This is a genomic window from Salinicoccus siamensis (genome assembly GCF_055391965.1).
On sequence record NZ_AP043765.1, the window covers coordinates 1,892,979 to 1,906,804 of the forward strand.

The following is a 13,826-nucleotide window of genomic DNA, read 5'->3' on the forward strand; positions in this document are numbered from 1 at the left end:
TTTCTTCGTTAAAAAGTGATTTCTTCACCGCTTCTCACCTGCTCCGCTATCTTATCCAGTTTCCTTAGGCGATGATTCACCCCGGACTTCGATATCGGACCTGTCGACATCATCTCCCCTAGCTCCTTCAGGGAGACTTCCTGGTGCTCAACCCTTAATTTCGCGATTTCCCTAAGGCGTTCGGGCAGCTCTTCAAGCCCTATTTCTGAAGCGATGAAATTGATGTTCTCAACTTGACGCATTGCAGCGCTGATTGTTTTATTCAGGTTTGCTGTTTCACAGTTCACCAGACGGTTTACAGAATTGCGCATATCCCTGACAATCCGTATATCTTCAAATTTCAAAAGTGCCTGGTACCCACCGATCAGGCTAAGGAATTCTGCAATCTTCTCGGCTTCTTTGAGATAGGTGATGTAGCCGCGCTTTCTTTCAATGAATTTCGCATTCAACTCATAACCATTCATTAACTCAGTCAGATTCCTGGCATGCTCCTCGTACAAGGAGAATATCTCCAGATGATAAGCTGAGGTTTCCGGATTATTCACCGATCCGCCTGCAAGGAACGCACCCCTCAGATAGCTTCTGATGCAGCACTCCTTCTCTTTGATATCTTCACTTATGGCATGTTCAAGCAGACCATCCTTCATGATTTCCAAGTCTTCCAGTACTTTCTTACTTTCTTTCTTTATCCTTGAAATATAGACGTTGTTTTTTTTCAGTTTCATTTTCTTACGGACCAGAAGTTCTATCTCAACTCCATACGTAGTCCGAATCAATGAGAAAATCCGGCGCGCAATCGCCGCATTCTCAGTCTGTATATTAATAATCCATTGTCCATTGGAATGGCTGAGTGCCCCGTTCATTTTGATGAGCGCTGAAAGCTCACTTTTCATACAGCACGTATCCACTTCGATTCTGGTCAATTCATTCTTCATCTCAGAAGCAAATGACATGCGATCACGCCCCATTCTATTTTTTCCTATACTGCAACGTACTGATTTCCCTAAGCGCAATGTCATAGATCATCTGCGCCAGTATTTTGTTGTTGTGCCGTACTGCCCCATCTTCATCGATCTGGACAAGGCGGTGGTCTGTCATTACTTCAACTTCCATCTGTCTGAGCCTCTCTCTGTCACTCTCGACGATCTCCATATCATTTTCATGGTAATAATTAGATATGCGGCCTTTGATATCTTCCTCATTCAAAATAATGAAGTCTGCAATATTCTGGCCGACGTGGTGATGGATGGCTTCAAGATGATCTGCAGCGCTGTAATCTATCGTTTCGCCAGCCTGAGTCATGATGTTTGAAATATAGACCTTAATGCCGCGCGCTTTAATTATCGCTTCCTTCATGCCCTCAGGTATCAGGTTGGGGATGATGCTCGTATACAGGCTCCCCGGTCCAAAGACGATGACGTCAGAAGACTCGATGGCTTCTATGGCCTCGGGGGTTGCTACGGTATCGTCCGGAATCAAATACATTTCCTCTATCTTCTGTCCAACTTCCGGAATATAGCTCTCTCCGACGATAATCGAGTTGTCAGCCATACGTGCAGCCAGCTCCGGACTGATATTGGTCGACGGAATGACGGTACCCTTGACGTTCAGTATCTTGCTTAATTCCTTGACTGCCACGGCAAAATCACCGGTCATATCATACATCGCAGCCAGCATGAGATTGCCGAGTGCATGACCATCGAGTGCATCTTTATTGAAGCGGTAAGAAAAGAGATTATCCAATTTCGTCTCCACTTCACTAAGTGCACTCATTACATTTCTGATGTCCCCTGGTGCCGGCATATCAATCTTATCGCGGATAAGCCCGGTCGAGCCGCCGTCATCTGCTACAGAAACAATGGCGGTTATATCCACCGGGTATCTTTTCAGGCCTCTGGCTAAAACACTCAGCCCGGTGCCGCCCCCGACTACTGTAATCTTAATCTTCTTCATGTTCTGCACCTTCTACCGGTGCATCTCTGTGGACCGCCCGGATGGTAAAATTAAAGTCTTCACTCAGGTCTTCTGTGAGCTTCTCTGCAAGCGTTACAGACCGATGCTTGCCACCTGTGCATCCGATGGCGATGACCAGTTGCGCTTTCCCCTCTTTTATATATTGGGGGATCATATATTTAAGGAGATCATACAGTTTTTTATAGAACTTTTTGGTCTCCTTCCATTTCATGACGTAGTCCGAGACCGGTTCATCGAGTCCTGTCAAAGGCCTCAGGGCATCAATATAATGGGGATTCGGCAGAAAACGCACATCGAACACCAAATCCGCATCGATTGGCAGGCCATGCTTAAAGCCAAAGCTCAGCACATTTATATTAAAGGCTGGACTGTTTTCTCCAGAGCATTTTTCGAACATCAGGTTCCTTAATTCTTTTGGAGTCGTTTCGGTCGTGTCGATGATATGGGAGGCATGGCCGCGCAGAACACTCAGAAGTTCACGTTCCTTCATGATTGCGTCCAACAAGACCATCTCTCCATCGAGCGGGTGTGCCCGTCGGCTTTCCTTATAGCGTGAGACGAGGCGGTTGTCATCTGCATCCAGGAATATTATTTCCAGGGCAATATCCGGATGATCCCTCAGCTGTTCTATTTCAACAAGTAGCTGGTCAAAGAACTCTTTGCCCCTGAGGTCTATGCCCAAGCCGACCTGGTCCATCTGTCCTTCTGTCGTTTCCATCAATTCCAGGACTTTTTTGAGCAGAATCGGGGGAAGATTATCAATGCAGAAATACCCCATATCTTCAAGCGCTTCAATCGCTACAGACTTTCCGGCCCCGCTCATGCCCGTCACTATACTCAGTTTTTTCATAGATCCACATCCTCTTAAGCGTTAATTGCCTCTTTCAATTAAACCATCTCGCATCTTCTCCCGCAACACTCAGTAAGTTTCCTGCCTCTAGGACTCTATTAAAAAAACCCAGGGTGACGTGGCCAATGGCAGTTGGATAAGACATCCTACTGCCATTGGCCCAAAACCCTGGGGTAACATTCCTATTTGCTTTCCTGCATATCTCCAAGCTTCTCGATATAGTGCTGGGCGTTCTGGGCAGCTATACTGCCGTCCCCGGTTGCTGTGACGATCTGACGCAGGGTCTTGTTACGTACGTCTCCAGCTGCAAAGATGCCCGGGACTGATGTCTCCATTTCATCATTGGTGACCACATATCCCATTTCATTCAAGATGCCCAAACCTTCAAATGGTGCAGTCAGTGGCTTCATGCCCACATAGACGAAGACGCCATCTGCTTCATAATCGTACGTTGAGCCTGTATTCTTATCAAGCAGCGTTACGCTCTTCACTCTACCCTCACCGTTGATGGACTGGATCTCAGTATCCCAGATGAAATCCATCTTGTCGTTTTTGAACGCACGGTCTTGGAGGATTTTTTGAGCCCGCAACTGATCACGCCTATGCACTACAGTTACTTTGCTTGCGAATTTCGTCAGGAAGACCCCTTCTTCTACTGCAGAATCCCCGCCGCCGATTACGACGAGTTCCTTCTCCTTGAAGAAAGCGCCGTCACATACTGCGCAATAGCTCACGCCGCGGCCGCCGAGTTCTTCTTCACCCTCGACTCCGACCTTCTTATATTCGGCACCTGTCGTTATGATGACAGTGCGCGTGTAGATATCCTCATTGCCCGTTTTAAGCACTTTGACATCTCCCTGATCTTCAATGGATTTAATGTCGCCATATTTATATTCGGCACCAAACTTTTGGGAGTGCTCAAACATTTTGGTGGATAATTCAGGACCTGTTATGAAGTCAAATCCAGGAAAGTTCTCAACTTCTTCCGTATTTGCCATTTGTCCACCCGGCATACCGCGTTCAAGCATCACTGTCTTAAGGTTTGCCCGGGAAGCATAGACGGCAGCTGTCATTCCTGCCGGCCCTGCACCGATGATGACGACGTCATAAATATTTTTTTCTTCAGTCATGGTCAAAACTCCTTTTCCGTATTATCAGCTGTTAAATATTATAAAGGGATATTTACATTATTTCATCATTTCTGCTCGATATGCCCCAATGCCTTATTCAAACGGTAGAGTGTAGTGCCGAATGTCTCGACGAGATATTTTTTGGTGAATTTCCTTTCGCGCTTATGGAAATACATTGCCGCAGCTGCAAAGGCATCAATATCTTCCAGCTCCACTTTCTGCTCATACAGTTCGTGAAATAGTTCTATCCAGGACATCTGGTCCTCTTCATCCGTAAAACCGGCTTGCGACAGTGCCTCAAGTCCTTTATGCATCCGTCCCAGCCTGACCAGCTTAAGCCCCTGGAAAAGGAATGAGATATACAATTTCTCGTAATCTTCCAGATTTTCAATCGTGTCCCACACATCATGACCCAATATGACGTCCCTCGGAACGACATTGTAGATCTTATAGAGGCCTAGAAGACGTCTGTACGGATCGTCATCCTTCAAGTAGGCAGTTTCTATCTCTGTTACTTTCTCAGATGCCCGATGACGGTTCCAAGGGCTATATATTTCCTTTACCTGATGAAACGTCTGCATACGATTCCAGAACATCTTGGATTCTTCCGCACGACCAGTATGATAGCTTGCATGGCTCAATGCATGGAGCAGCTGGAAACTGATGAACGACTGTTTTTTGAATAAAGGATAAAGAAGCTCGTATGACCTTTCGTACTTCTGAAGGAAATTGAGCACGAGTCCCACTTTGAACCGGGCATCATCATCCAATGGTTGCACCACTTCCAACTTTTTAAGGAATTCATTGAATTTATCCTCTTCCCCCGTATGATAGTACAAGAGTGTCATATGGCTCAATGCATGCATATCCGTGCGATCTTCCAGAAATAGCTGCTCCAATAGTTCGTGCGCTTCATCATAACGGTTCAGGAATAGGAGCGCCATGGCCTTCTGATTTCTGAATTCGCGTTCCTTCCGGATGTCTTCAGGTACTGTGAATAGAAATTCCAGAGCCTCTTCTATCCTGGCGTTCATAAAGAGATGCTGGAACAGATGCTGCGCTGTAAATCTCGCCGCTTCCCGCTCCACCTCTTCTTCATCATGAATACTCACTTCGAACATCTCTTCCAGTTCCTCATCATAGCCGGAGTCCGGCTCATATTTGACATACTGTACACCGAACAGAAACGCCTTATTCGCATCATTGCTGATGATGTAAAGCTGACTTAATATAAAATAAAATTCAGCATCATACTGATGCTGAATGAATGCGTTGATCAATATATGTTCAGCTTCTGCACCGCGGCCATTTTCAGCAAGCAAGTATGCATACTGGGACAGATATGCCAGATTATTCCGGTCAAGTTCATAGGCTTTCTGAAAGCTCCTGAGCGCCTCCGGTTTTTTATTCTGTTCTGTTTTCTTCAGACCTTGATTAAAATGGAATTCTCCATTCTGATCGAACGGAATCACTTTCCTAGTCATTATCCATACTCCTTATTATAAGCGGATTACCGTAAGCTGCCGAGTGGTCGGGGACATCTTTTGAAACGACGCTTCCCGCCCCTATTACAGCATGATTGCCGATACTCACCCCCGGCAAAATAGTGACGTTTGCACCCACCATAGTATCATGCCCGATGTACACATTCCCGAGACGATACTCATCCACGAGGTATTCATGAGTCAATATCACTGTATTATACCCGATTATACTGTTTTTGCCAATGTGGATGCGCTCTGGATGCATCAGGTCCGGCATGGCTTTGTAGGCAAGAGAAACGTTCTCCCCAAGCTTCATACCGAGCCCTTTCCTGTATAGTACGTGCTTCCATCTGGTCGAGGGACAAAACCGGCCAAGTTCTATTATGATGAAGTTCTTGGCAACTTTAATGCGTGAGACTGTCCTATATAGATGCCACAGCGGATTTATCGCACCCGCCTTGAATTTTTCAAGTTTCCTCATTTTCGTCTTCCTTTATAGATGCCTTGTACCTCCCGGTATTTCGGCAACTTATATTTCATTTCCCTATAGATCCAGACACCCGCTGCCACAACAATCAGGATGATTGAAATCAGCTGTGCGGTACGCAGCTGTTCTCCTATCATCAAACTATCTGTGCGCATTCCCTCTATGAAGAAACGGCCGAGGGAATAATACATCAAGTATAGAAGGATGGTCTGGCCCACTTTCAGTTTTTTACGGAGCATGAGGAGAAGGATGAAGCCTACTATATTCCATACGGATTCGTACAGGAATGTAGGGTGGTAATACGCACCGTCTATAAACATTTGGTTGATGATCCAGTCTGGGAGCATCAAGGATTCCAGGAAGTTTCTGGAGACCTCTCCCCCATGCGCCTCCTGGTTCATAAAGTTTCCCCAACGGCCTATAGCCTGTCCCAAAATAAGGCTCGGGGCCGCAATGTCCGCCAACTGAAAGAAACTGAAGCCTTTAACCCGGCAGTAGACGATACCAGCGATGAAGCCACCGATCAATCCTCCATGAATCGCCATACCCCCTTCATTGATCAGGAGTATGGAAAATGGATTCTGGCTATAGTATTCCCATTGGAAAATAACATAATATAATCTTGCACCTATAATTGAAGCAATGATGATGTAGAACATCAAATCCATGAAAAGTCCTTCAGGAAGACCTTTTCGGTTTGCTTCACGGTCTGCTATGTAGTATCCAAGCAGCATGCCGGCTGCTATGATGATGCCATACCAGTGGATTCCTATCGGGCCGAGTTCAATTGCGATCGGGCTGAACGGTGCGCTATAGATCATCAATCATCCCTCCGTTGATTTGGATTTGACGGTTCAGACGATCATTGAATTCCTGGGCTGCATCATATCCCATATACTGCATGCGATAATTCATGGCAGCCACTTCAATGATGCCCGCCAGGCTACGCCCCGGACGGATGGGGATGGTCTTCTGGTCGATCTCAGTATTCAAGATCTTCAGCTTATTCTGATCCAGGCCGAGACGTTCATAAGTTTTTCCCTTCTCCCAGGCCTCAAGATTCACATTGAGCATGACGCGCTTCTCCTCCAGGATGCTCCCCGCTCCAAAAAGCGTCATAACATTAATGATGCCAAGGCCGCGTATCTCAAGCAGATTGCGTATGATCGGCGGCGAAGCACCAATAAGTACATTCTTCGACACTTCTTTTATCTCAACATTATCATCAGCTACGAGCCTATGACCATTCTTGACAAGTTCCAGCGCCGTTTCGCTCTTTCCTACGCCACTTTCTCCGGTGATCAGGACACCAATCCCATATATATCCACCAGTACACCATGCATGTTGGTTTCTGGCGCTAAAGCTTTTTCCAGATGATTGGAGATTCTACTCGTAAAATTAGTCGTGTTGTCCTCAGTGACCAGAAGAGGAATTCGGCTTTGGTTGCACGCTTCTATAAATTCAAGCGGCGGATTCAGATTACGTGTGATGATGATGCAGGGCGTTTCTTTACGGCACAACTTTTTCGGCCGATCTTCCCTTTCTTCTTCCGTAAGCATTCTCTCAAAGAATGAAATTTCCGTCATCCCAAGTATTTGTATGCGATCGGATGAATAGTGGGAAAAATAACCTGCCATCTCAAGGCCCGGACGCGAGACATCGATATTGGTGATTTCCTTGTTGATGCCATCATTCCCGGAAATCAATTTCAGTTGAAATTCGTCTATGATCTTTTTAACTGTGAGCATTGGGTCACCTCAGACATTTAATAATTCAACTATAAAGAATCGAGCTGCCCTTTTCAATGAAACGGAACTTGATTACATGGGGCAATTTTTCAACTATATACAAAAACACACTATAGCCCGGCAATTGCTGGACTATAGTGTGTTCTTTAACTGCGGTGCAGTGTAACACTGCCAAATTTGGTTCCCACTTCAAGAAGCAGTGCTTCTTCTTCCGTATCATTGAGGAGCATCAATTCCTTGAACCCGATATCCTGCGATTTCATGAATCTGACATTCAGGTCCGGAGGATAATTGATCTGCCCGATGACGGTGCTCAAGCGTCCTTCCACAGCGCGTGCGTGCGGGATGTTTATATTGATGCTGCCCATGTTGGCATTGACTGTGGCTGACTCGGTCCCTGGCTCCAAGGAAACATTCACTGAACCATTTGAAGATATTGTAATATCTTTTGCATTCAACTTATCGGTGTTGATTGTCCCAAGCATGGAAATCATCTCTATCGATCCATGGGAACCTGCTTTAACGGTTATATCGCCCCTTGATGTTCTGATGAATGCATTGCTGCTCACTGCATCTTCGATGGAGATATTGCCATTCAAAAGATCGATGGTAAGATCATTGAAGGATTGGGATTCAATCTGAACATTGCCGTTAGACCCTGAGATGATGAGTCGTCTGAGCGTTTCCCGATTCACCTGGAGTTCAATATTCACCCGGGCTGTACGGATGTCTGAGACGATGAGAAGTTCTTCATTCTTGACTTCACAGATGATGTCCTGGAAATAATTACGTTGCTTATCAAGTTTTCTGTAGAAAGGAGTGACTTCAAATCTCGCTGTAGTGGAGCCATCTGTTGGCACAACCTTGATATTGCCGTTCGCAATATCGATTGATACATTCGAATAGTCGTCCTCGACCGTTTCGATGAGACGATTTTTTGAACCTTGTGTAAACATTGCATCAATGGAACTGTTTTTGACACTGTCGAATGCCTTCTCGAAAGTGCGGTAGACTTGTGCAGTCTGCTTCTGCCCTTCCATTTTGTTTTTGACTTGATTCAATGCTTCATTTGCCTTTTCAGGGTTTACATACTTCTGAAATTCATCCATGAATTGGTTGAGGATATCCTTCGATCCATTTTTAGTCGAGCGGTTCCGATTGCTTCTGTCTTCTTTTGTGTCCTGTACTGGATCATCCTGTTTCTCTTTGGATTCTATCGCTTCCATTAAACGGATTGCTTCTTCTGACGTAATTTTTCCTTCTTCCAACATTTTCAGAATGCGGTCTTTGTTATCCATTTCAATCCCCCTGATGGTTTCTGTCCAACCATTTTTTTAGGTGCTGTCCCGTATAGCTTTCCGGTTCTGCCATTACGTCCTGGGTTGAGCCGCTGACTACGATGGTCCCTCCCCCATCGCCGCCTTCCGGGCCAAGGTCGATGACATGGTCGGCCACTTTTATGACATCGAGGTTATGTTCGATGACAATGACGGTATCCCCGTTATTGACAAGACGCTGGATCACAGTAATCAATTTGCCTATATCCTCCGAATGAAGGCCAGTAGTGGGTTCATCCAATATATACAACGTTTTCCCCTCAGATCGTCTGTGCAGTTCGGAAGCGAGTTTGACTCTTTGTGCTTCCCCGCCTGACAATGTCGTAGCAGGCTGACCCAATCGTACATAGCCAAGCCCCACATCAAGCAATGTTTTCATCCTGCGTTTGATCTTCGGAATATTTTCGAAGAAATAATACGCCTCTTCCACTGTCATCTGCAGGACATCTGCAATGCTCTTATCTTTATATTTAACTTCCAGAGTCTCTCTATTATAACGCTTTCCATCACATACTTCACATGGTACGAATACATCGGGCAGAAAATGCATCTCTATTTTGATGATGCCATCGCCTTTACAGGCTTCACACCTTCCCCCTTTGACGTTGAAGCTGAACCGTCCCTTTTGATACCCTCGCACTTTTGCTTCATTCGTCTGGGCGAAGACATCCCTGATTGTATCGAATACGCCTGTATAGGTTGCAGGGTTGCTGCGTGGTGTACGGCCAATCGGCGACTGGTCGATATCGATTATCTTCTCGATGTTTTCTGCGCCTCTTATCTCTTTATGGTCCCCGGGTATCTGCTTTGATTTATACAGTTTGGTATGAAGTCCTTTATAGAGGATTTCGTTGATCAGGGTACTTTTACCTGACCCCGAGACCCCGGTGACCACATTCAAAACTGACAGCGGAACTTTAACATTGAGATTCTTCAAGTTGTTCTCTTTGCCTCCGCGTACTTCCAACACCTTTTTCATGTCAGGTTTGCGGTACTCAATCGGCAGTGGAATTTCCTTCTTGCCGCTCAAATATTGACCGGTGATCGAATCTTCATTCGCCATCACTTCTTCCGGTGTACCTTGAGCCATTATACGTCCACCATGCTCCCCTGCCCCAGGGCCGATATCAATGAGGTGGTCACTTGCAAGCATGGTGTCTTCATCATGCTCCACCACAATCAGAGTATTACCGAGGTCGCGCATATCCTTTAGTGTATTGATCAGGCGATCGTTATCCCTTTGGTGGAGTCCAATCGAAGGCTCATCAAGTATATACAGCACTCCACTGAGCCTTGAGCCAATCTGTGTCGCAAGACGTATGCGCTGGGCTTCACCCCCAGAGAGTGTGCCGCTTCGTCTATTTAGCGTCAGATAGTCCAAGCCGACATTATGAAGGAAGGACAGGCGCTCGTACACTTCTTTAAGGATCGGTGCAGCGATTTTTCTGTTTTGTTCAGAGAGGGAGAGTCCATCAAAGAAATCTATCGCCTCTTTGACCGGCTGATCCACTGCCTGGCCTATATGCCGCCCCTCTATCCTTACAGCAAGGGCTTCTGCATTCAACCGGTACCCCTCACATGTCTTACATGTGATTTCCCTCATGTATCTGCTCATTACATCCCTTGTGTAATCAGATGGGCTCTCCTTGTAGCGCCGTTCGATATTATTTATGATTCCTTCATAAGGCATCTTGCGATTGCGGACTATACCGTTGCTTTGGGTGAATCTGTAGCTGACCATCTCGCCTTTAGATCCATGCAGTATCAGGTCTTTTTCTTTCTTCTTCAGGTCTTTAAAGGGGGTGTCCATATCTATACCAAAATGCTCGCAAGTCTGTCTGAGCAGGGTTGGGTAATAGTCGGAGCTGATTGGTTGCCAAGGGAGAAGCGCCCCCTCCTTTAATGATAGTTCTGCATCAGGGATGACGAGGCGTTCGTCCACTGCCATTTTCATCCCTAGGCCATCACAGTCCGGACACGCTCCATACGGGGCGTTGAAGGAGAACAGTCTAGGTTCCATTTCGGATATGGTGAAACCGCATATTGGACAGGAGAAATGTTCGGAGAAATGCATGTCTTCCCCATCGATGACATTGACGGTGATGTTCCCCTCCCCTTTTTCAAGTGCGGTCTGCATCGAATCGCTCAAGCGCGCTTCAATGCCTTCGCGAATGGCAAGCCGGTCGACGACGACGTCCACATCATGCTTTTTATTTTTGGAGAGTTCCGGTACGGATTCGATGTCATACATTTCGCCATCTACGATGACCCGGGCATACCCTTCCCTAGCCAAATCTTCAAACACCTTTTCATGCAACCCTTTACGACCCTTTATGATAGGGGCAAAAAGCTGTACTTTAGTCCTTTCTGGGAGCTCCATGACCCGGTCGACCATCTCTTGAACTGTCTGGGACGTGATTTCGACACCATGGATTGGACAGAACGGAGTGCCCGCCCTTGCATAAAGCAGTCTGAGATAATCATATATCTCAGTAATCGTAGATACGGTCGATCTTGGGTTGTTGCTTGTTGTTTTCTGATCGATGGAGATCGCAGGTGACAACCCTTCTATCGAATCTACATCTGGCTTCTCCATCTGTCCCAGGAATTGCCTGGCATAAGAACTCAAAGACTCCACATAGCGTCGTTGACCCTCAGCATATATGGTATCAAACGCCAAGGAAGACTTCCCGGAACCGGACAGTCCGGTCATAACCACCAGGCTGTCCCTTGGGATGTCGACATCGACGCCTTTTAAGTTATGCTGTCTTGCACCCCTTACACTGATATACTTGTTCTTCAAAATATCACCCTTCTGCTTTCAATTCGAATAGTGCGTCCCTGAGTTCTGAAGCGGTTTCGAAATCGAGATCCTTGGCAGCCTGTTTCATATCTTCTTCAAGCTGGACCATCAATTTCTCTTTGTCCTTTTTCGTCATCTTGGTCTTGGTACGCTTATCCGATCCGTCACTTCTGCTTTCTGTCTTAACTTCCACTTCCGCACTGATCGAATCTCGTACTTCTTTCTGTATAGTCTGAGGCGTGATGCCGTGTTTTTTGTTATATTCAATTTGAATTTCGCGTCGTCTTGCGGTCTCTTCAATGGCGTAGTTCATCGAATCGGTCATTTTATCCCCATATAAAATCACATGTCCTTCACTGTTACGGGCTGCGCGACCGATTGTCTGGACAAGTGACCGACTTGAGCGCAGGAACCCTTCCTTGTCGGCATCCAATATTGCGACCAGTGAAACTTCAGGGATATCCAGACCTTCCCGGAGTAGGTTGATTCCAACCAGTACATCGTGGACACCCATCCTGAGTTCCCTGATTATTTCAATACGCTCAAGCGTCTTGACTTCGGAGTGCAGATATTGAACCTTTATTCCGGACTCTTTTAGGTAGGCAGTCAAATCTTCTGACATTTTCTTGGTCAGTGTTGTGATCAGGACACGCTCATTCTTCTCGCTCCGGGTCACAATCTCTTCAAGCAGGTCATCAATCTGATGTTCCGTCGGTCGGACATCGATAGTGGGATCCAGCAATCCGGTCGGCCTTATGATTTGTTCGACCATCTTCTCAGTATGCTCCATCTCGTAAGGTCCAGGCGTTGCTGAGACATAAAGCAACTGCTGTGTCTTCGCCTCAAATTCTTCGAATTTCAAAGGCCTGTTATCGAGTGCACTCGGTAATCTGAATCCATGGTCCACCAAAACTTTCTTTCTTGCCTGGTCTCCGTTATACATGCCTCTTATCTGCGGTACGCTGACATGGGACTCATCTATCATGACTAGAAAATCATCGAAATAATCGAGCAGTGTGTATGGTGTCGAACCCATAGGGCGCAGCGTCAGGTGGACAGAATAGTTTTCTATCCCTGAGCAGAAGCCCATCTCCCGCATCATCTCCAAGTCATAGTTCGTCCGCTGTTCGAGACGTTGTGCCTCAAGCAGTTTGTTATCATCGCGCAAAATCTTAAGTTGCTCTTCAAGCTCTTTTTCTATGCGGCCGATGGCCACTTTCATCTTTTCCTCGCGCGTGACGAAGTGAGAGGCGGGAAAGATTGCGATATGCTCGCGCTCTGCCAACACTTCACCAGTCAGATAGTCCACTTCCCTGATGCGATCTATTTCATCGCCAAAGAATTCAACGCGCACGCATTGCTCATCGCGTGAAGCTGGGAATACTTCGACAATGTCTCCCCGCACCCTGAAAGTACCCCTTCTGAAATCGATATCATTTCGTGAATACTGGACATCCACGAGCTTACGCAGAAACTCATTACGGTCCATCTGCATTCCAACCCGTGCGCTCACCACCATATCACGGTATTCTTCCGGGTTACCAAGACCGTAGATGCAGCTGACAGATGAAATGATGATCACATCGTCGCGCTCAAACAACGCACTCGTTGCAGAGTGCCGCAATTTATCTATTTCATCATTAATCTGTGCATCCTTCTCTATGAAGGTATCCGTTTGAGGGACATAAGCTTCAGGTTGATAATAATCATAGTAACTCACAAAGTACTCTACCCTGTTATTCGGGAAGAATTCCTTGAATTCGCTGTATAGTTGTCCTGCCAAAGTTTTATTGTGTGCAATTATTAAAGTTGGTTTCCCCACTTTTTCAATCACTTTACTCATGGTATATGTTTTCCCGGTGCCTGTCGCACCAAGTAGTGTCTGATGTCTATTTCCGGACTTGATCTGGTCTGTAATCTCTTCTATCGCCTTTGGCTGATCGCCGGCAGGCTCAAATTTGGAGACCACTTCGAATTTGGCCATTCATTCTTCCCCCATTAATATGTTCGTA

General features: G+C 46.2%; 11 protein-coding genes. All 11 read right to left on the reverse strand.

Features of this window, described 5'->3' with window-relative positions; all coding sequences use genetic code 11:
* Window positions 1-8 precede the first annotated feature (8 nt).
* Window positions 9-953 carry a DNA-binding protein WhiA gene (gene whiA / locus ACZ5LF_RS09705; RefSeq protein WP_380570023.1) on the reverse strand — a complete coding sequence of 315 codons (945 nt, stop codon included), beginning with the start codon at window positions 951-953 and terminating at the stop codon, window positions 9-11.
* A 16-nt stretch (window positions 954-969) separates the two neighbouring features.
* Entirely contained in the window at window positions 970-1,953 is a 984-nt protein-coding gene (locus ACZ5LF_RS09710) for a gluconeogenesis factor YvcK family protein (RefSeq protein WP_380569987.1), read from the reverse strand.
* Window positions 1,940-2,824 (reverse strand): RNase adapter RapZ, encoded by an 885-nt coding sequence (rapZ, locus tag ACZ5LF_RS09715; RefSeq protein WP_380569988.1) that lies wholly within the window; start codon window positions 2,822-2,824, stop codon window positions 1,940-1,942. The genes ACZ5LF_RS09710 and rapZ overlap by 14 nt, the downstream gene beginning before the upstream one ends.
* 182 nt (window positions 2,825-3,006) lie before the next feature.
* Window positions 3,007-3,954 carry a thioredoxin-disulfide reductase gene (gene trxB / locus ACZ5LF_RS09720; protein ID WP_380569989.1) on the reverse strand — a complete coding sequence of 316 codons (948 nt, stop codon included), beginning with the start codon at window positions 3,952-3,954 and terminating at the stop codon, window positions 3,007-3,009.
* Between the two features lie 65 nt (window positions 3,955-4,019).
* Complete coding sequence (locus ACZ5LF_RS09725) at window positions 4,020-5,438, reverse strand: tetratricopeptide repeat protein (protein ID WP_380569990.1); 1,419 nt, start codon at window positions 5,436-5,438, stop codon at window positions 4,020-4,022.
* Window positions 5,431-5,919: an acyltransferase gene (locus tag ACZ5LF_RS09730; protein ID WP_380569991.1), complete on the reverse strand. Its 489-nt coding sequence runs from the start codon at window positions 5,917-5,919 to the stop codon at window positions 5,431-5,433. Before ACZ5LF_RS09730 ends, ACZ5LF_RS09725 begins: the two co-directional genes overlap by 8 nt.
* A complete protein-coding gene (gene lgt / locus ACZ5LF_RS09735; RefSeq protein ID WP_380569992.1) occupies window positions 5,916-6,746 on the reverse strand; it encodes a prolipoprotein diacylglyceryl transferase in 831 nt (276 codons plus the stop codon). The genes ACZ5LF_RS09730 and lgt overlap by 4 nt, the downstream gene beginning before the upstream one ends.
* Window positions 6,736-7,674: an HPr(Ser) kinase/phosphatase gene (gene hprK / locus ACZ5LF_RS09740; RefSeq protein ID WP_380569993.1), complete on the reverse strand. Its 939-nt coding sequence runs from the start codon at window positions 7,672-7,674 to the stop codon at window positions 6,736-6,738. The genes lgt and hprK overlap by 11 nt, the downstream gene beginning before the upstream one ends.
* A gap of 146 nt (window positions 7,675-7,820) precedes the next feature.
* Window positions 7,821-8,972 carry a DUF4097 family beta strand repeat-containing protein gene (locus ACZ5LF_RS09745; RefSeq protein WP_380569994.1) on the reverse strand — a complete coding sequence of 384 codons (1,152 nt, stop codon included), beginning with the start codon at window positions 8,970-8,972 and terminating at the stop codon, window positions 7,821-7,823.
* Between the two features lies 1 nt (window position 8,973).
* On the reverse strand, window positions 8,974-11,814 hold the full coding sequence (uvrA, locus tag ACZ5LF_RS09750) for an excinuclease ABC subunit UvrA (RefSeq protein WP_380569995.1): 2,841 nt from the start codon (window positions 11,812-11,814) through the stop codon (window positions 8,974-8,976).
* Between the two features lie 4 nt (window positions 11,815-11,818).
* A complete protein-coding gene (gene uvrB / locus ACZ5LF_RS09755) occupies window positions 11,819-13,798 on the reverse strand; it encodes an excinuclease ABC subunit UvrB (RefSeq protein ID WP_380569996.1) in 1,980 nt (659 codons plus the stop codon).
* Window positions 13,799-13,826: the final 28 nt, after the last annotated feature.

Bases quoted from the DNA above. Each gene is read 5' to 3' on its own strand.
- ACZ5LF_RS09710 (WP_380569987.1), bottom strand. From the start codon at position 1,953: ATGAAGAAGATTAAGATTACAGTAGTCGGGGGCGGCACCGGGCTGAGT.
- trxB (WP_380569989.1), bottom strand. From the start codon at position 3,954: ATGACTGAAGAAAAAAATATTTATGACGTCGTCATCATCGGTGCAGGG.
- ACZ5LF_RS09725 (WP_380569990.1), bottom strand. From the start codon at position 5,438: ATGACTAGGAAAGTGATTCCGTTCGATCAGAATGGAGAATTCCATTTT.
- lgt (WP_380569992.1), bottom strand. From the start codon at position 6,746: ATGATCTATAGCGCACCGTTCAGCCCGATCGCAATTGAACTCGGCCCG.
- whiA (WP_380570023.1), bottom strand. From the start codon at position 953: ATGTCATTTGCTTCTGAGATGAAGAATGAATTGACCAGAATCGAAGTG.
- uvrB (WP_380569996.1), bottom strand. From the start codon at position 13,798: ATGGCCAAATTCGAAGTGGTCTCCAAATTTGAGCCTGCCGGCGATCAG.
- ACZ5LF_RS09745 (WP_380569994.1), bottom strand. From the start codon at position 8,972: ATGGATAACAAAGACCGCATTCTGAAAATGTTGGAAGAAGGAAAAATT.
- hprK (WP_380569993.1), bottom strand. From the start codon at position 7,674: ATGCTCACAGTTAAAAAGATCATAGACGAATTTCAACTGAAATTGATT.
- rapZ (WP_380569988.1), bottom strand. From the start codon at position 2,824: ATGAAAAAACTGAGTATAGTGACGGGCATGAGCGGGGCCGGAAAGTCT.
- ACZ5LF_RS09730 (WP_380569991.1), bottom strand. From the start codon at position 5,919: ATGAGGAAACTTGAAAAATTCAAGGCGGGTGCGATAAATCCGCTGTGG.